The 17,072-nt window shown below is 55.0% G+C and carries 16 protein-coding genes; 10 read left to right on the forward strand and 6 right to left on the reverse strand.

Annotated elements, in window-relative coordinates; translation table 11 throughout:
* Positions 1-73: 73 nt before the first annotated feature.
* From tnpC to BN32_RS02450, 4 genes are read right to left on the reverse strand one after another with little or no spacing between them, the layout of a single operon-like run.
* Entirely contained in the window at positions 74-1,726 is a 1,653-nt protein-coding gene (gene tnpC / locus BN32_RS02435) for an IS66 family transposase (RefSeq protein ID WP_019200279.1), read from the reverse strand.
* Positions 1,727-1,770: 44 nt separating this feature from the next.
* Positions 1,771-2,118, reverse strand: coding sequence for an IS66 family insertion sequence element accessory protein TnpB (gene tnpB / locus BN32_RS02440; RefSeq protein ID WP_019200280.1), 348 nt, complete (start codon positions 2,116-2,118; stop codon positions 1,771-1,773).
* Positions 2,115-2,513 (reverse strand): IS66-like element accessory protein TnpA, encoded by a 399-nt coding sequence (tnpA, locus tag BN32_RS02445; protein WP_019200281.1) that lies wholly within the window; start codon positions 2,511-2,513, stop codon positions 2,115-2,117. Before tnpA ends, tnpB begins: the two co-directional genes overlap by 4 nt.
* Before the next feature lie 12 nt (positions 2,514-2,525).
* Complete coding sequence (locus BN32_RS02450; RefSeq protein ID WP_084494550.1) at positions 2,526-3,353, reverse strand: class I SAM-dependent methyltransferase; 828 nt, start codon at positions 3,351-3,353, stop codon at positions 2,526-2,528.
* Between the two features lie 325 nt (positions 3,354-3,678).
* Here BN32_RS02450 and BN32_RS02455 point away from each other — a divergent pair, with 325 nt between their 5' ends.
* Both BN32_RS02455 and BN32_RS02460 read left to right on the forward strand, forming a co-directional pair.
* Complete coding sequence (locus BN32_RS02455; RefSeq protein ID WP_019196521.1) at positions 3,679-4,626, forward strand: hypothetical protein; 948 nt, start codon at positions 3,679-3,681, stop codon at positions 4,624-4,626.
* A gap of 185 nt (positions 4,627-4,811) precedes the next feature.
* Positions 4,812-5,771 carry an NAD-dependent epimerase/dehydratase family protein gene (locus BN32_RS02460; protein WP_019196522.1) on the forward strand — a complete coding sequence of 320 codons (960 nt, stop codon included), beginning with the start codon at positions 4,812-4,814 and terminating at the stop codon, positions 5,769-5,771.
* Here BN32_RS02460 and rfbC read toward each other — a convergent pair.
* The gene (gene rfbC / locus BN32_RS02465) at positions 5,741-6,313 is read right to left on the reverse strand and encodes a dTDP-4-dehydrorhamnose 3,5-epimerase (RefSeq protein WP_019196523.1); all 573 of its coding nucleotides are present in this window, start codon (positions 6,311-6,313) and stop codon (positions 5,741-5,743) included. The genes BN32_RS02460 and rfbC overlap by 31 nt on opposite strands.
* A gap of 310 nt (positions 6,314-6,623) precedes the next feature.
* On the opposite strand from rfbC, the gene BN32_RS02470 reads away from it, so the two are divergent.
* From BN32_RS02470 to BN32_RS02490, 5 genes are all read left to right on the forward strand, one after another.
* On the forward strand, positions 6,624-7,919 hold the full coding sequence (locus tag BN32_RS02470; RefSeq protein ID WP_051488476.1) for a class I SAM-dependent methyltransferase: 1,296 nt from the start codon (positions 6,624-6,626) through the stop codon (positions 7,917-7,919).
* Complete coding sequence (locus BN32_RS02475; RefSeq protein ID WP_019196525.1) at positions 7,916-8,713, forward strand: sugar phosphate nucleotidyltransferase; 798 nt, start codon at positions 7,916-7,918, stop codon at positions 8,711-8,713. Before BN32_RS02470 ends, BN32_RS02475 begins: the two co-directional genes overlap by 4 nt.
* Positions 8,710-9,366 carry a PIG-L deacetylase family protein gene (locus BN32_RS02480; protein ID WP_019196526.1) on the forward strand — a complete coding sequence of 219 codons (657 nt, stop codon included), beginning with the start codon at positions 8,710-8,712 and terminating at the stop codon, positions 9,364-9,366. The genes BN32_RS02475 and BN32_RS02480 overlap by 4 nt, the downstream gene beginning before the upstream one ends.
* A gap of 148 nt (positions 9,367-9,514) precedes the next feature.
* Positions 9,515-10,981: a lipopolysaccharide biosynthesis protein gene (locus BN32_RS02485; RefSeq protein ID WP_040425872.1), complete on the forward strand. Its 1,467-nt coding sequence runs from the start codon at positions 9,515-9,517 to the stop codon at positions 10,979-10,981.
* A 64-nt stretch (positions 10,982-11,045) separates the two neighbouring features.
* On the forward strand, positions 11,046-12,089 hold the full coding sequence (locus BN32_RS02490; protein WP_019196528.1) for a hypothetical protein: 1,044 nt from the start codon (positions 11,046-11,048) through the stop codon (positions 12,087-12,089).
* A gap of 145 nt (positions 12,090-12,234) precedes the next feature.
* Here BN32_RS02490 and BN32_RS25520 read toward each other — a convergent pair whose 3' ends face one another.
* Positions 12,235-13,347, reverse strand: a complete 1,113-nt coding sequence (locus BN32_RS25520) for a glycosyltransferase family 2 protein (RefSeq protein ID WP_019196529.1) — start codon at positions 13,345-13,347, stop codon at positions 12,235-12,237.
* 345 nt (positions 13,348-13,692) lie between these two features.
* Between BN32_RS25520 and BN32_RS02500 the strand changes: the two genes are divergently transcribed.
* The 3 genes from BN32_RS02500 (at position 13,693) to BN32_RS02510 (ending at position 17,060) form a co-directional block, all read left to right on the forward strand.
* Positions 13,693-14,856, forward strand: coding sequence for a glycosyltransferase family 4 protein (locus BN32_RS02500; RefSeq protein WP_019196530.1), 1,164 nt, complete (start codon positions 13,693-13,695; stop codon positions 14,854-14,856).
* Between the two features lie 159 nt (positions 14,857-15,015).
* Complete coding sequence (locus BN32_RS02505) at positions 15,016-15,828, forward strand: FkbM family methyltransferase (RefSeq protein WP_019196531.1); 813 nt, start codon at positions 15,016-15,018, stop codon at positions 15,826-15,828.
* Between the two features lie 83 nt (positions 15,829-15,911).
* Complete coding sequence (locus BN32_RS02510; RefSeq protein WP_051488428.1) at positions 15,912-17,060, forward strand: glycosyltransferase family 4 protein; 1,149 nt, start codon at positions 15,912-15,914, stop codon at positions 17,058-17,060.
* The last annotated feature ends 12 nt before the right edge of the window (positions 17,061-17,072 follow it).

Consider the following 17,072-nt stretch of genomic DNA (forward strand, 5'->3'; position numbering starts at 1 on the left):
GCATACGACGAGGACCGCCTGATTGACGCATGCGCGCGGGCACGGCGGACTGTATGATAGCGTTGCGTGAAGGTCAGGCGGCCTGCTGATCGGCGGGCTTGTCGGCTTGGCGCAGGAGCTTCCACTCCCAGGGCAGCAGTTCGTGCAGACGCGATGCGGGAAGATCGGCGATACGGGCGAGGACGTCGGCGAACCAGGCCTTGGGATCGACGTCGTTGAGGCGACAGGTCGTGATCATCGTCAGCATGATGGCGGCACGGTCGGCGCCACGCTGGCTGCCGGCGAAGGTCCAGTTGCGCCTTCCCAAGGCGATGCCTCTCAATGCGCGCTCAGCACAATTGTTGGTCAAGCAGATCCTGCCATTGTCGAGGAAGCGGGCGAAGTCGTCCCAGCGCCTGAGCATGTAATTCATAGGCTTCAGGACCTCGGAGGAGCGCGAGAGGGTTTCGCGCTCACGCAGCAACCAGGCGTGCATGTCCTCGAGAAGCGGCTTGCTCCTTTCCTGGCGCGCGGCGCGCCGCTCGTCGGCGCCGCAGCCGTTGATGGCGCGCTCGATCTCGAACAATGCATCCAGGCGCCTGACCGCCTCCAGCGCGATCGGGGAGATGGGTTTGCCCCTCATGCCTTCCCGGGCATTTTTCTCGATGTCGGCCAGCTCGAAGAAGCCCCGCCGCGCATGGGCGAAGCAAAACGCCGGCGTGATTGGCAGCTCCTTCATCCGCGGGTCGAACAGCGGCTCGAAGCCGTTGTAGCAGTCGGCTTGCAGGATGCCGGCGAAGGAGGCCAGATGCTTCTGCGGGTGCTCACCCCGCCGATCGCTCGAGGCGTAATAGACCGCCGCCGGCGGCGCAGGCCCGGCGAAGGGCCGGTCATCCCGCACATAAGTCCAGATCCGCCCGGTCGTGCACTTGCCCTTCGCCAGGATACGGATGGTGGTGTCGTCGCCATGAAGGCGCTCGGCGGCGAGCACATGGCGCTCGATCAGGTGGAAGAGCGGCATGACGGCGAAGGTCCCGTGGCCGACCTGGTCGGCCAGCGTCGACAACGGCAAGTCGATCCCCTCGCACTTGAAGCGCGCACTCTGGCGGTTAAGCGGGATATGCATGCCGAACTTGTCGAACAGGATCGTCGCCAGCAATTGCGGGCCGATGAAGCCGCGCGGCGTGGCATGGAACGGCGCGGGCGGCTGGCTGATCTTCTCGCAATCGCGGCAGGTGAACTTCTCGCGTACCGTCTCGATCAACTTGAAGCGGCGCGGAATCTCCTCCAGCGTCCTCGTCACATCCTCGCCGATCTTCGCCAGCCGCGATCCGCCGCAGCAGGCGCAAGTCGTTGGAGCCTCAATGACGACGCGATCGCGTTCGATGTCATCCGGCCATGGCTTGCGCACCGGCCGCTTGCGCATGAAGGGGCGGACCTTCTGCGTCTTCGCCGCTGCGGCCTGCGCGGCAAGCTCATCCTCGCTCGCCGTGGTGACGAGTTCTTCGAGCTCCAACTCCAACTGCTCGATCAGCCGTGCCGTGCGCTCGGAGCGCTGCCCATACAGTTCGCGTTTGAGCTTCTCGATCCGCAGCTCAAGATGCGCGATCAACGCCTCGTTGTCCGACAACTGCGCCTGCACGCTGGCAGCTACCGCCTCGGCTTGCAGCCGCGCCTCACGCTCGGTCCGCAGCGCCGCCAGGGCACTCACAAGGTCCGAAGGAAGATCGTCCGGTTTCAACGTCACGAAGCCAGTGAATCAGATTTTCCGGCAGCTTCAATCGCAAAATGCTATCCCACTCGCGTTGGACGCCACGTTTCTTGAGGATTGCGCCAGTCGATGCCGGACAACAGGTAGGAAAGCTGCGCCGGAGAGATCGTCACTGCTTCACCAGCAACCGAAGGCCAGATAAATCTTCCTCTCTCGAGTCTTTTTGTGAACAGGCATGCTCCCTGGCCATCATGCCAAATCGCCTTCAAAAGATCGCCTCTGCGCCCGCGAAAGCAGAACAAATGACCGCCGAGAGGATCCCGCTTCAGGATCTCCTGCACCTGCAAAGCCAGCGACGGGAAGCCGCGACGCATGTCCGTGTAGCCCGTCGCAAGCCAAACCCGGGCACCAGTCGGGATTGGAATCATCGCAGAGTCTCCAGCCCTCGCACGATCCGCAGCAGCGCCGCCACGTCAACACCGCGATCAACGATGATCCGCCGTCCGTTCCCACTCACGATCTCAATCCGTCCAGAATTTCGTGCAGCACACTCACCAGGAGATGTCGTCTCCCGCTCCACAAGCACGGGCACAAACCCGACGGCGTCGGACGCTCCAAGCCGCCCCTCGCGAAACGCCTTGCGCCAGGAAAACAACAGTTGGTTGGAAATCCCGTGTCGTCGCGCCGTCGCCGAGGCCTGCCGTGGGCAGGAATGGCTCTCCTCCACAATCCGGAGCTTCGCTTCGTTCGTCCACCGACGTCGCCGGCCGGTGTTGACTACTTCCAGGCCGATGACCTGATGATTGTCCTTATGCATGTCCATAAGGTCAATCAGCTACACCCAAGGCCTGCTTCGCAAGGCGGCCTTCCTCGTAGGCGTACAGCTACCGAGAGGTAGTGATTTAGAGATTTCAGAAATAACGCGGGCGGACCTTGCCTCAGACATAAAATACGGATTTCGAATTCGAAATGTGAGATGTTCCCACTTCGATCCGGGCCGCGTGAATGTTGAAAAGCAATCGATCAGTCGTCGGTTGTCAGGGCCCCAATTCATGATCTCTTGCGAAATGCAGGGAAGGCCATTTGCTGCACCTATATCGGCAACTTTCTTTGCCGTAACCGATGGCGCTCGCCAATGCATCCAACTGTTGAGCTGCAGCCGGCGCAGGACTTTGAGAGTCAGCTCAGATTTCACATACTCACCCAAGTTGGAGTGGTGCAGAAAAGCAATGCCGTTCGGCGAAAGTTTCCGTGAAAGCTCACTAAGATAGGCTTCCATGACTTCGAACTCGACGTGAACCAAGCTGTCAAACGAGAATGCGAAATCAATGGAGCTGTCGGCGACGGCATCCAAGGACTTTCCATCGTTCACTGCAAACTCTGCGTTCCTCGCGCCCGCAAATCGTTTCTGGCAGGCATTGATGCACTCTGGGTTCAGATCGATGCCGGTGTACTTATCGGAAGCATTCATTAAAAATCCGCTCCATCGACCGTATCCCGGAGCAATTTCTAAAATGTTTTTGGCAGGAAGGAACGACCGAATTCGGGGTAAGATCGTCGCGTGCCACTGAGTTTCGGCGTCGCCCCATTCTGCCGACCACTCGGCTCCCTGTTGCGGCCATGAGTATGTTCCCCATACGAGATTTTCTGCAATTGAAGGCATCCTGTCATCCCCAGGTTACCGTGGGCTGTTGGCAAAATATCGCAGTTTAACCACGATAAATAATTAATATCGCTGACCACTATAAAGCATATTTAAAGTTATTTAAATAAATGTATTATGTTGAATATCGCTTTCTCTGCGTGCATGGATGGCGAGGCCGACACCAGGAGCAAGACGCGAAGCGTAATTTTCACCGGCGATCAAGCGGGTTCAACAGCGGCGACCAGAGAGCGATCGAAATGAGTAATTCCTGGTGAGTGCGACGTGACAAACGAAGTGGGGTCCTATTGGGGGCCCGGTGCGGTCCTCGCCACCAGGTCTGTCAATGGAGGGCATCGTCATCATGGGTTCGGTATTCATCGATTCAACTATGACGGACGAGGAGCGGCGTAGCCGACTGTATGCTGGCGATATCTTTATCCTGTCGGCGACGGCGGGGACGCGTGCCTTGATTGATCTCGCGCGCCAAATGCTCGAGGAAGTGTTTTCACCGCACGACCCCCGGATCATACATGAATGGAAGACGCCGGAGGAGGTCGCGGCGATCCTCGGCAAGCTGAAGCCGCAATTTATCCATCATCCAGAATGCAAAAGGATCATACGACAGGTTATGCTTGAGCACGGCGTTGATCTGGAAAGCCTGTACTTCGATGTTCCTCGCCTGCGTTCGGCCTATCCATCACATTTCCTGTCATCCGGAATCGCCTACGCCTTTCACCCGCATCGGGATACTTGGTATTCCGCGCCGATGTGCCAGCTCAATTGGTGGCTGCCCATCTATCCGCTGGAGCCCGACAACGCGATGGGATTCTATCCCCGCTACTTCGGGGAAGTTGTGAAGAACAACTCCGAGATCTACAACTACTACGAATGGAACACAAAGAATCGCGCCACGGCGGCGCAGCATGTCAAGGTCGATACGCGCGAGCAGCCCAAGGCTCAGCAGGAGCTTGAGCCAATCACCGTCCGATATCTTCCGCCGCCCGGAGGCATGATCATCTTTTCTGGCGCCCAACTGCATGAGACGGTGCCGAACATTACGGACGTTGCCCGCTACAGCATCGATTTCAGGACGGTGCATTACGATGACGTCGTCGCCCGCCGCGGAGCACCCAACATCGATTCGCGCTGCACAGGGACCACCATGCGCGACTATTTGCGGGCGAGCGATCTCGCGCACCTGCCAGAAGAGGCAATCGCGCTTTATGACGATGACACCGCAAAAGGCGAGCGCATACTCCATTTCGGCGATAAGCTTTTGGATCGGCCGTAAGTCGAGATCGGCAGGGCCTAAGTGCAGGCAGAGCACGGCCGGTAACGACCAGCTTCTTCATTGCGGCCATGGGCTCTTTTGGGGCGATGGTTGCGTTTACCCGATTTGTGGGATGCGGGGGCTCCCAATGAGATGTGCAAGAGCCCTGTTTCTTCGGTTTACGTTCGACGTGCGGGAATAGGGCGATGCAGAAGGCCGCGAACCACAAGATTCCCCCGGCGTCGAGGATCCTCGTGACGGGTGCCGCAGGGTTCATCGGGTGGCACCTATGCCGTCGCCTTAGCGCGTGTGACGTGGAACTGCATGTCACTTCGCGCCGCGATCGTCCGTGCCTTGCCAAAGAGACCTGGTGGCAGGCGGACATGGCCGAACTGGCCGATGCGCGCCGCGTATTCTCTGCCGTGAAGCCGGATATTGTCGTTCACCTGGCGGGATCGACCGGAGCCCGCGCGGATCGTGATCTCGTGCTCCCGACCTTCCGGAGCCTCGCGACTAGCACCGCCAACCTGCTAGTGCTAGCATCCGAGCACGGCTGCCGCCGTGTGATCCTTGTCGGCTCGCTCAACGAGCCAGTCCCGAGCCTCCAAGCACCGATCCCTGGCTCGCCATACGCCGCAGCAAAATGGATCGGTTCAGCGTACGGTCGGATGTTTCATGCGCTTTATGGTACGCCGGTTGTAAACCTGCGGCCCTTCATGGCATACGGTCCTGCGCAAGCCCGAAGCAAGCTTGTCCCCTCTGTTACGCTGTCTCTGCTGAAGGGCGAGAGCCCGCTTCTCTCCAGTGGCCGCGTACGCGGCGACTGGGTTTATATTGATGACGTGGTTGATGCGTTTCTCATCGCCGCCGCAGCCCCCGGGGTAGAAGGACAGACGTTCGACCTCGGCACTGGCAGTTTGACGTCGATGCGTGCACTGGTCGAAACGCTCCTCGGAGTCGTGGGCAGCCGCATAGCCCCACGATTTGGCGCCATTCCCGACCGGCCGCTCGAGCAGGAGCTCGCCGCCGATACGGCACCGGCCGCAGCACTGCTTGGCTGGCGCGCCACAACGTCGCTCAAAGAGGGGCTTCGCAGAACGGTGGCCTGGTACAAATCAAACTCAGGAGTAGATTGCTACACTTCCAATCCGCTGGCCGTAGAATGAACGGTCGAAGGGCCGGAAGAGAAATCAGGCCAGCTCAAATCCCTCTCGGAGATTTCTGTTACTGGAAGAGGCCAACTGATTCCGAACGCGGGATCGTTGTAGCGAATGCCGTGGGCCGATTCAGGCTTATATGCCGTGGAGATAAGGTAGTTCACCTCTGCGTTATTGCTGAGCGTTTGGAAACCGTGAGCGAATCCTTTCGGGATGTAGAGTTGGTGTCCGTTTACGCTCGAAAGCTCGAACTCCTGCCAGCGGCGGTAAGTTGGCGAATCCAGCCTGATATCAATAACGACATCCAAAATGGCTCCTTGGGTGCAGCGGACTAACTTTGCTTCGGCGTGCGGATCGCGCTGATAGTGCAGGCCTCGCAGGGTTCCTCTGCGGGCGGAAAACGAAATGCTGTGTTGCGGATAATTGGTTTCCAATCCGTAGGCCGCAAACTCCTCCGTGCAGAAGGTGCGAGCAAAGAAGCCACGGTTATCGCGAGCCAGCTCAAGCTGAACGAGGTAAATGTCGCGGAGTTTTGTCGAATGAAATTCCATATTGGCGCCTGCAGTAGTTTCCGGGCGTGGGAGAGTTGGAGGTGTCCGCTCGTCATTAATCCGGCGCGCTTCCCTGCCAGCAAACATATACGCAGGCGATTTCCCCTGCACCCAGGGGATATGCGTGCTCCCAGATTCGATTTAATAACCATATTTATTTATATATAAATTACCCAATAATACATATTTAAATTTAAATGAGATAAATGTATTATGGCTCGGTGCCGCTTTCTTCCGGTGCCCTAATGTCGGGGTTGATGCTGGAAACAAGGCCCGAATCGTGATGTTCATCGCCGATCAGGCAGATTCGATGCAGGCCGCCACCCACGATGTTTCGTTGGGGAATGAAGATATATTTCAGCATAGGCGTTGCCGTCTATGTCGGGCGCAACTCACAGCGACTTTCGTTGATCTGGGGATGTCGCCTTTGTGCGAGAGCTTCTTGCCGGGCAACCAGATCGATCAAATGGAACCCTACTTTCCGTTGCACGCGTTGGTCTGCCGCGAGTGCTTCCTGGTGCAATTGCAAGAGTACGTCAGGCCGGAGCATATCTTCACCGAGTATGCCTACTTTTCTTCATACTCCACCTCTTGGGTTCAGCATGTGCGCCGGTATTGCGAAGCAGTCGTGGACCGGTTTAACCTTGGACCGAAGAGTTACGTCGTTGAGATTGCTAGCAACGACGGATACCTGCTCCAGCACTTCTTGCCGCTTGGCGTCCCCGTGCTGGGAATTGAGCCGGCCACCAACGTCGCTGAAGCTGCTCGCCGCAAGAACATTCCAACGCTGGTCGATTTTTTCGGGTTAAGTCTCGCCCGGCGCCTTGTATCGGAAGGCCGCGCGGCCGATCTCATTATCGGCAATAACGTATTGGCGCAGGTGCCAGATCTCAACGACTTCACCGCTGGAATGGCCTGTCTGCTCGCTTCAGATGGGGTAATTACACTTGAATTTCCCCATCTCGAACGGCTGATCGAGGGAAACCAGTTCGACACTATTTATCATGAGCATTTCTCATACTTTTCGCTCATCACCATTGATCGTCTCGCACGCAGACATGGCCTCAAAATATTTGATGTCGAGCAGCTCGCTACACACGGGGGATCGCTGCGTGTGTATCTCTGCCACCAAGACAGCAACCGTGAAATATCTTCGCGGGTCGATGCATTGCTAGCTCATGAGGCCGAAATTGGATTTGAGGACATTAGGACCTACGCCCGGTTCGCTGCAAATGTTCATCGCACGAAGCGCAAGCTTCTGTCATTTCTGATTGAGTGTAAGGAGAAGGGCGCGAAGATATGTGGATACGGTGCGCCTGGCAAAGGCAATACGTTGCTCAACTATTGTGGCATCGGCACCGATTTCCTGGACTTTACCGTGGACCGCAATCCTTACAAGCATGGGCGATATACGCCCGGAATGCACATTCCGATCTATCCGGTGTCCGCTATCGACGATGCGCGACCGGATTACCTTCTGATCTTACCGTGGAATTTGAAGGCTGAGATCGTTAAACAGATGCGCCACGTCAGCTCTTGGGGCTGCAAGATGGTGGTGCCTATTCCCAATGTAGAGGTCATTGATCCGCGGGACTTTGCGTCATGAAGGTCATTCTGTTCTGTGGCGGGCTTGGTACGCGAATTCGCGAATATTCGGAGAGCATTCCGAAGCCTATGGTGCCAATCGGCCATCAGCCTATCCTCTGGCACGTTATGCAGTACTACAGTCAGTATGGACACCAGGACTTCGTTCTTTGCCTTGGTCACAAAGCGAATGTCGTCAAGGACTACTTCCTGAACTACAAGCGGAGTGCAAACAGCGACTGCGTCATCTCGAATTTCGGAAAGAAGGTCGAGATACTTGGCGAACAGCCGCCGAATTGGCGTGTCGCACTCGTGGATACCGGAATCTGGCGAAATATTGGAGAGCGGCTGGTTGCGGTCCGTCATCTTGTCAAGGACGAGGAGATTTTTCTCGCCAATTACAGCGACGGGCTGACCGACGCCCCGTTGCCTGACATGATTGATCGTTTCAGGAAGAGTGGCAAGATCGGCTGTTTCATAGCCATTCATCCGCCGATCACTTTCCACCTTGCTGAGTTTGACGAACGAGGCCTTGTACAGCGGCTACGTGCGAGTCATGAGTCCGAGATATGGATCAATGGCGGGTACTTCATTTTCCGAAATGAAATCTTCAACTACATCAGGGAAGGCGACGAATTGGTGCTTGAACCGTTCAACCGTCTGATCGAAGACGGTCAACTCATGGCTTACAGGTATGAGGGCTTCTGGCGAGCAATGGATACGCTTAGGGACCGGCAAGTACTCGAGGAAATGATCGAACGAGGCGATATGCCGTGGCGCCTGAATTCTGATGCTCGCGCCGCGGTGGCTATATGAAAGCATTGCAGTTCGCTGAACCCGGCGATCGTTTGTCGGTACTCTGCTTAGGCGCGCATTCCGACGACATCGAAATCGGCGCGGGAGCAACGCTTCTTAGCCTGCTGGATCGGGGCATTCATCTTGATGTTCATTGGTGTGTTCTTAGTGGGGCGGGTGAGCGCGAGCGTGAAGCAAGAGCTTCCGCGGCCGCCTTTCTGTCGCGTGCGACCAGCGCGAAGGTCGAGGTGATGTCCTTTCAGGACGGATACTTTCCGGAACAGGGTGAACGGATCAAATCCTGGTTCGAGATGCTGAAAGAGCGCGTTTACCCAGATGTCATTCTCACGCACCGAAGAGACGACGCGCATCAGGATCATCGTCAGGTCAACCGTTTAGCGTGGAACACTTTCCGCGACCACTGCATTCTCGAGTACGAGGTGCCCAAATGGGATGGCGACCTGGGGCAGCCTAATCTCTACATGCCTGTTTCAGCCGACGTACTACAGCGCAAGATCGATCTGCTGATTGAGCATTTCGGGAGTCAGCGTTCCAAGCAGTGGTTCGATTCCGAGACCTTTCTTGGACTGGCAAGATTGAGGGGTATGGAATGCCGTGCTCCGGAGCGCTACGCAGAAGCGTTCGTTGCCCGTAAGCTGAGGTTGGATCTGTGATGCTTCGAAAATCGTTTCTTGTGCGTCCGACTTCTGGCTTGGCGTTTTCATACTATTCCTTCGCGTGAGGGAAGGGGCATTTGATGTCTTCGCTCGTACGACGTGCCATTCGAACTCGGGTTCTTCACGCTTTCGTTGGGTGGCCGCTGTGAACAACTTGAAGGAGCGGGCGGTTCGTGGCACCTTGGTGAGGATATGTGGTCAGGCTGCGAGTTTCGCTCTCCGCCTTGGTTCAATAGCGGTTTTGGCCCGCCTGCTTAATCCGAGTGATTTTGGGCTGCTGGCAATGGCTACGGTTGTCACAGGTGTATGTGGATTATTCACAAGTGCGGGGCTTTCGTCAGCCACGGTTCAGAAGGACACCGTCACCGACGCGCAAGTCTCGACGTTGTTCTGGGTTAATATGGCCGTTGGAGCCGTACTGGCCGGTTTGTGCGTGGCGACAGCACCGGCACTCGTCGCATTCTATCACGAGCCCCGGCTTTTTTGGGTGACCATTGTGGTTGCTGCCGGATTTCTATTCAACGCTGCGGGCGTTCAGCACTATGCGCTCCTTCAGCGCGAGCTGCGGTACATTTCACTGACAGTCATTGAAACAGTCGCTCAGGTGGCGGCGATCGTCGCTGGAATCGCAATGGCCCTTGCCGGCTTCGGCTATTGGTCACTCGTTGCTATGGCAATCGTTTCGCCAGCGGTTGGTACAATGTGCCTGTGGGTGATAACGGGATGGATTCCAGGCCGACCGGGCCTGGTGACAGGTACAGGTGGCATGCTGCGTTTTGGCGGAACCATAACTTTAAATGGTTTGGTCGTTTATATAGCCTACAATTTCGAGAAGGTGCTTCTGGGACGTTACTGGGGCGCGGATGCCCTTGGATTATATGGGAGGGCATACCAGCTCGTTACTATCCCCACCGACAATCTGAATGCAGCGATTGGCGGAGTCGCATTCTCAGCGTTATCACGCCTCCAGCATGATCCCGTGCGTTTGAAGAATTACTTTCTCAAGGGCTATTCTCTGGTTGTCTCCTTGACTATTCCCATCACCATCTTTTGCGCGGTGTTTAGCGACGACATCGTTCTGGTTTTCCTTGGGCCGAAGTGGGCAGAGACAGCGATCATATTCCGTCTGCTTAGTCCAACCGTTCTCGTATTTGGGATGATTAATCCCACCTCGTGGCTCCTTCTTTCCATCGGGCTCCAAGGACGAAGTCTGGCTATTGCATTTGTCATCGCTCCACTTGTTATTTCTGGGTACCTTATTGGATTGCCCTACGGTCCCACCGGAGTGGCGTTAGGTTACTCGGCTGCGATGTCGTTGTGGCTTATTCCGCATATTTTGTGGTGCCTTCACGGCACGATGATATCTCCACGGGATCTATTCCTGGCAGTAAAAAATCCATTTCTCTCCGGCGCTGTGGCGGCGGCCGCGGCGTATCTTGCTCAATTGTATTTTGGGGACGGGGGGTATGCTTTCCTCAGGCTTCTCGTTGGCGGTCTTATCATGGGCGGTGTGTACTATTGTATGCTTTTGCTGGTCATGGGGGAGAGAACGTTTTATTTCGATTTACTCGCAATGATGAGAAAACCATCATCACTTGATGGAAGGTCTTAGTATTACGCGGTTTATCTTTCATTATAGGATCAACGTTTGTGCGCCGTCGGAGGACTGAGGAAACATGAACGTGCGAGCTGGCGATTGGGTAGAAGTACGATCCAAGGATGAAATTCTGAGTTCGCTCGATAAAGATGGCCAGTTCGACGGCCTCCCTTTCATGCCCCAAATGTTTCAGTATTGTGGTCAACGCTTCAGGGTTTACAAGCGAGCGCACAAGACGTGCGATACGATCACCGGCAAGTTTGTTGGGCGAAGACTCCCAGATGGAGTTCATTTGGATCTGCGCTGCGATGGCCGCGCACATGGAGGTTGTCAGGCAGCTTGCCTGATTTTTTGGAAGGAGGCGTGGCTCAAGCCGGTCAGCGGAACGACGGACTTGATGGAGTCAAGGTCGTGCAGCGGCACACATCAAGATCAGAAAGCCGCCGCCGTTTGTACGGAGGAGGATGTTGAGAGGGCAACGCAGGTTCGCGATCCGCGTGGAGATACTGTTTATCATTGCCAGGCAACCGAACTCCTCAACTACACCGCCCCTCTTCGGTGGTGGGATGTCAGGCAATACGTAGAAGACTATACGTCCGGCAATGCTACTTTGGGGCGTATTTTTGTCGTGTTTGTCTATGTAAGTTACTACTACGGCTCCCTCTCCTACAGGGGGCGAGCAGGGCTGGTTGGACGTTGGCTTTATGATCGCTTTCAAGCCGTCCGGGGCGGCATTCCGTTCCCGCGGAGAAAGGGTACCGTCCCTGCTGGGCGGCCACATCCATTGATCGATTTGAATCTTCAGCCGGGAGAAATGGTGCGTGTCAAATCGTACGGCGAGATTCTTGCCACGCTGGACAAACGAAATATGAACCGAGGGCTCGGCTTTGATGCTGAGCTAGTACCGTTCTGTGGCGGAACCTATCGAGTCAAGACGCGGGTGAGTAATTTCATCGATGAACAGACAGGAAAGATGAAAAGTCTGAAGACTCCAGCCATTATATTGGAGAATGTTATCTGCCAGTCCTGTTACAGCCATCGTCGAATGTTTTGTCCAAGAAGCATTTATTCGTGGTGGCGCGAAGTTTGGCTCGAAAGGGTTCCGGAGAATACTAATTCGTAAAGTTGATGCATTGGGCCGGGTTGCTGTCAGGCACTGGTAAGCTAGGCTCAGCACCGTTAAATCGTAAGCGTTGCCGCCTAAACAAACCATGCTCAAATTAGATTGAACCCGCCTATGCAGTCGGATCCAATGGGGCGAGCATTGTCTATGATGGTTCGGATGTTGGAGATAACTTCGTTAGAAACCGCATCCTGACGATGCCACGAGTCCAGCGGGTTAGTGCCGCGGGCAAGGCAATAATTACAACGAACCTAGCGATCTTTTTGCTGTCGTTTAATCCGATATGTCGTAGGTACCGACGCAATTGCCACATCACGGGGATCACTTGGCTTAAGTCGGCGCCATCTCTGCGGTACGAAGCGAGAGCTCCTATAGCATATCGCGCAAAATAGCGCCTAACCGTCAATTGGAAATCTCGCCTCCTTTGCGTATTTCCAATGCAGTGATCAGCTTTTTCAGAAATAAGGTCGACCAACCGTCTCAAGCAGCTTAAACGAGTTTCCAGATCCAGCGTGGATGTTAAGTTTGCGGTGTGAACGCATAGGGTTGCACAGGATCGGTTTACCAGCCCAGCTCTTCCATTCAGGATGAGCGAAAACCAGGCTATCGTGTCGCTCGCAAACGTAAAATCGACTGGGAATCCGCCCTCTGTGCGAAGCCCCTCGGTGCTAAACATCATGCTGCACATCGCGGCCGATATCCGGTCCTCGAGATACTCCTCCAGAATGTCGGCCCCGTCCCAAATGCCTGTTGTGAGCTTCCGGTTGTGCGGAGCATGCCAAGTTACACTTTGCGCGGCAAAATATACATCACTTAACGCGACAACAACCTGAACCTGCCCTTCGCGTTTCACAAGGGCAATGCAGCGCTCCAGTAGCGAGGGTGCAATTCTGTCGTCGTCGGAGACAAATACGACATAGTCGCCCTTGGCCTCTGCCAGACACGCATTCCAATTCGGAATCTGGCCTATGTTGCTCTTCTGCGTCAGGACACGAAGCTTGGGATCGCTGATCCCACGTAGCAGTTCTGATGTTGCGTCGGTTGAGGCGTTATCCGACACCACGACTTCGAAGTGAGGATAAGTTTGGGCAAGCGCTGCGAGAATACAGTCTCCAAGCCATGAAGCCCTGTTAAAGGTCGGAATAGCGATCGTCACCAATGGATCGGTGGTGGCTTCCGTTGATGTTAAATACGGATTTTTCATGGGGGCCCTTTGCTTATGCTTCTCGAGGCCAGCTTCCTTGATTTTACGGTGCATCTTAATCTTGTTGATGGATCATAATAGTAATATTATATTTTATAGCATTATGCGTCATTTATTCAGCTAAAATGGAGGGGCGATTAACGCCGAATACTGGGTTAATGGGCGGGCGCTTAAAGAGGGGCATCTTTAGCCGATGATTATTTCGCGCCAAGGCGCGGGCGTCTGGGTGCAATAGTTTAACTTTAACGTTGGCCAAGCGACAGAGCGACAGAGCGACAGAGCGACAGACGTGGGCTGCTTCCATTGGGCATTCTCCATATATCCGGAATGTAACTTGATCGGAAAATTAGCCATTCAGATATACTTCACAGAAGTGCCTTGGCATGTGGTGGGGTCCTGATGACTGCGACCATCCTATTTTTGAGTCACGACGCTTCGCGAACTGGGGCGCCGATATTTCTCTCTAATTTTCTTCAATGGTTCCGCCGGAACCGGAATGTCAATTTTCGGATTTTGACGGGAAGACCGGGCGAACTCTCCGCCGATTTTGCGGCCATCGGGGCGGTCGATTCATTCGAACCAAGCGACGCCTTGTGGTACAAGGCTATGCGCCGGCTACACCTGCAGCGCCGGTATGATTCCAGCCATCTTGCACGTCTGCGCGCCAGTTTTCTCAGCGACGATATCAACTTGATTTACGTCAATTCCGTCGCAAGTGCAGGAATGCTTGATTTCCTGTCGTTCCTGGACTGTCCGATAATATGTCACGTTCATGAGCTTGATTGGGCAGTTCGTGTTGTGGGCATCGAGAAGCTAGCTTTGCTGGAAAAGCGCCGGCCTCTGTATATTGCGGTATCACATGCCGTAAAGAACAGCCTTGTCGAGAACAACGGCATTTCGGCGAGCAGAGTTGAGGTGATCCACGGCTTTGTGCCCAGCCCGCAAGCAACAGACACCGAGAGAGCTCGCAAAATTATATGTATGAAATTCGGTATTCCTGAAATAGCAAAGTTGGTATGCGCCTGCGGTTCGATTGGATTTCGGAAGGGCACTGATCTATTTCTTCGGGTGGCCGCTAGGGTGGCACAGGAATATCACACCACACCGGTTCATTTTCTATGGGTTGGCGGTCCGCCAAATGAAGTCGCGGCCATGCGAAGCCAAGTCGCGAATTCGGAACTGAGGGATGCGGTGCATTTTGTTGGCCATACATCTGACACAGGTGCTTACTTCGAGGCATCTGATGTTTTCGTTCTGACATCCAGAGAAGATCCCTTTCCGCTCGTGGTGATGGAAGCGGCTCAACGCGGGAAACCTATCGTCTGCTTTGCACGCGGGGGCGGGGCACCCGAATTCGTTGAGATAGATGCAGGTTTCGCTACGCCGGATTTCGATACCGCAAGAATGGCTGACAAGATTGTCCAACTGTTGTCGTCACCAGACCTTTGCAACCGGATGGGAAGGGCTGCCAAGCAAAAGGTGATTGATCATTATAACCTGGACATAGGTGCAGCGAAGATCGCGGCCGTCATTGAGGGGAGGTTACGGATCGCGGCAACATGAACTGTCGCCTGTAAGGATAGAGTCTTTTCACAAAACTGACCGCGGATTTCTACAGCCACCGGCTTCATGCAGCATCGAATTGCGGTGTCAGCGACAACCTTGATTCAATGTACGTATAGTAGAGATTGTATAAGCGTTGACCGTCGTTCCACCGCCCAAATGGTGATAGAGCGTTATGAGCTTAAAGGCACTGGCCCGCTATTTCTACGCCAATGTTCCCGGCGTTGCCGCAGCGAGGTTCGCGGTGAAGGATTTGTCCTCGCCATTTTTTTCAAGCCGGAATTTCTAGGTATTAAACAGCTCGCGATCGGAAGCGGCTTGATTGTGGACATCGGAGCGAACAGGGGCCAAAGTACTGCCGCGTTTAGAAAGCTCTCGCCAAACTCCCACATCGTAGCCTTTGAGCCTGAGCCGAAATCTGCGGAGCGGCTTGCATTTCGCCTTCGCCGATGCAGGACGGTAACGGTTCATGCATGCGCTCTTGGCTCCAGCGCCAGAGAAATAGATTTCTTTCTTCCAAGATACGGTCGATGGGATTGCGACGGAATGGCCGCGACTTCTTTCGACGAAGCCACTGAGTGGCTCAAAGATCCTGGTAGAATGTATCGTTTTGACGAAAGGAAACTGACAGTTCAGAAATATAAGGTTTTGTGCAAAGCATTCGATTCCTATGGACTGGCTCCGGTGCTGGTCAAACTGCATGCTCAAGGCGCGGAACTGGATATCTTGAAGGGATCGCTGGAAACGTTGAAGAAGCAAAGACCGGCATTGATGTGTGCATTTCCTCCGCCAGCGGTGACGGAATTCTTGGCTGGCTTCGGCTATAAGCCATACGTCTTTAGCGAGAGACTTTTTAATCCGGGAGTTGCACCCCGGTCCGTAACCTTCACGTGGTATTTGACGGATGCCCATAGGGTAACGGCGTCCAAGCCGAGACGAACTGACGATGTCAGCGTCTCGAAAAATATGTAGCCATCGGCGGAAGGTCTCCGGCCTGAATGCCAGTCCTAGGCGAATGTCCTTGATCGCCATACCTGTTGAATTCAGAGGGTCGCATGAGCGCTTCGGTCTCTATGTTGATGCCATTACCGCTCAATGGACGGGGGGTCGGTTATACCTGCGGCTCCCTCGCAGAGGGTATGGCCGATCAAGAGTTCAGGGTGACCATCGTGACGTCACGCAGTCGGTGGTCCCTGCCGTCGGTTGAGGTGATAGAGGTCCTGCCCGATTGGGTGCGGTACATGCCATACCGCTGGGTGAAGTCTAGAGTAAATCGAGGAATAGAGGATGCGTTCCTCTCCAGCATGAATCGGCCCCAATCGCAAAAGACAGCAGCCTATCTTTGGCCCGGTGCGAGCGCCGAGACGCTTCGCGAATTGAAGCGGAGAGGCGTCACAGTTTTTCGAGAGCAATACAATTGTCATACTGCGACCGCCAAAAGGATTCTCGATCAGGCGTACGAGAGGCTGGGTGTGGCTCCGCGGCATGCCATTACTGACGAGACCGTTGATCGTGAGAAAGAAATACTAGAAGCGATGGATTACATTTTCTGCCCTAATCCATTGGTTGGACCTTCATTGCTGGAAAACGGCGTGCCGGCAATTAAGTTTCTGGAGACAACTTACGGCTGGGATCCGGCTCGACTTTCGGGAGACCACAAGCGTCTCCACTCGCAAGACGGGATAGTCGCGATCTTCGTCGGAATCATTTGCGTGCGTAAGGGTGCCCACTTGCTCCTCGATTATTGGGCCCGGAGCGGTGTGAAGGGACGGCTCGTGCTGGCTGGCAAGATAGAGCCGGTCATCAAAGAGAAATGTAGCAGTCTCCTCGCAAGGAACGATGTGACGGTGCTCGATTACGTCGACGATATCGGATCGGTTTATCGATCAGCAGACATTTTCGTGTTTCCGTCCTTGGAGGAGGGAGGTCCGCAGGTAACCTACGAGGCCTGCGGTTGTGGCCTGCCGGTAGTAACGACTGATATGGGCGCAGGCCGGATTGTCCGACATCAACGTGAGGGTTTTGTACTCGATCCATACGATGCATCTGGTTGGATTGCCGCGATCCGAGCGTTGGCCGAGGACCTTGAACTTCGCCGCAAGATGTCGGCCACTGCTGCCGAAAGCGCCAAGCGCTTTGTGTGGCCTGTGGTGGCGGGCCAGCGAAGAGAGCAAATTATGGATTGTCTCGCGGTAAACGCCTGAGCGTAGATTGTC

Origin of the sequence: Afipia birgiae 34632, assembly GCF_000308295.2 — a bacterium.
Taxonomy (GTDB): Bacteria; Pseudomonadota; Alphaproteobacteria; order Rhizobiales; family Xanthobacteraceae; genus Afipia; species Afipia birgiae.

Bases quoted from the DNA above. Each gene is read 5' to 3' on its own strand.
- tnpB (WP_019200280.1), bottom strand. From the start codon at position 2,118: ATGATTCCAATCCCGACTGGTGCCCGGGTTTGGCTTGCGACGGGCTAC.
- tnpA (WP_019200281.1), bottom strand. From the start codon at position 2,513: ATGGACATGCATAAGGACAATCATCAGGTCATCGGCCTGGAAGTAGTC.
- BN32_RS02450 (WP_084494550.1), bottom strand. From the start codon at position 3,353: ATGCCTTCAATTGCAGAAAATCTCGTATGGGGAACATACTCATGGCCG.
- BN32_RS02455 (WP_019196521.1), top strand. From the start codon at position 3,679: ATGGAGGGCATCGTCATCATGGGTTCGGTATTCATCGATTCAACTATG.
- BN32_RS02460 (WP_019196522.1), top strand. From the start codon at position 4,812: ATGCAGAAGGCCGCGAACCACAAGATTCCCCCGGCGTCGAGGATCCTC.
- rfbC (WP_019196523.1), bottom strand. From the start codon at position 6,313: ATGGAATTTCATTCGACAAAACTCCGCGACATTTACCTCGTTCAGCTT.
- BN32_RS02470 (WP_051488476.1), top strand. From the start codon at position 6,624: ATGCAGGCCGCCACCCACGATGTTTCGTTGGGGAATGAAGATATATTT.
- BN32_RS02475 (WP_019196525.1), top strand. From the start codon at position 7,916: ATGAAGGTCATTCTGTTCTGTGGCGGGCTTGGTACGCGAATTCGCGAA.
- BN32_RS02480 (WP_019196526.1), top strand. From the start codon at position 8,710: ATGAAAGCATTGCAGTTCGCTGAACCCGGCGATCGTTTGTCGGTACTC.
- BN32_RS02490 (WP_019196528.1), top strand. From the start codon at position 11,046: ATGAACGTGCGAGCTGGCGATTGGGTAGAAGTACGATCCAAGGATGAA.
- BN32_RS25520 (WP_019196529.1), bottom strand. From the start codon at position 13,347: ATGCACCGTAAAATCAAGGAAGCTGGCCTCGAGAAGCATAAGCAAAGG.
- BN32_RS02500 (WP_019196530.1), top strand. From the start codon at position 13,693: ATGACTGCGACCATCCTATTTTTGAGTCACGACGCTTCGCGAACTGGG.
- BN32_RS02505 (WP_019196531.1), top strand. From the start codon at position 15,016: ATGGTGATAGAGCGTTATGAGCTTAAAGGCACTGGCCCGCTATTTCTA.
- BN32_RS02510 (WP_051488428.1), top strand. From the start codon at position 15,912: ATGAGCGCTTCGGTCTCTATGTTGATGCCATTACCGCTCAATGGACGG.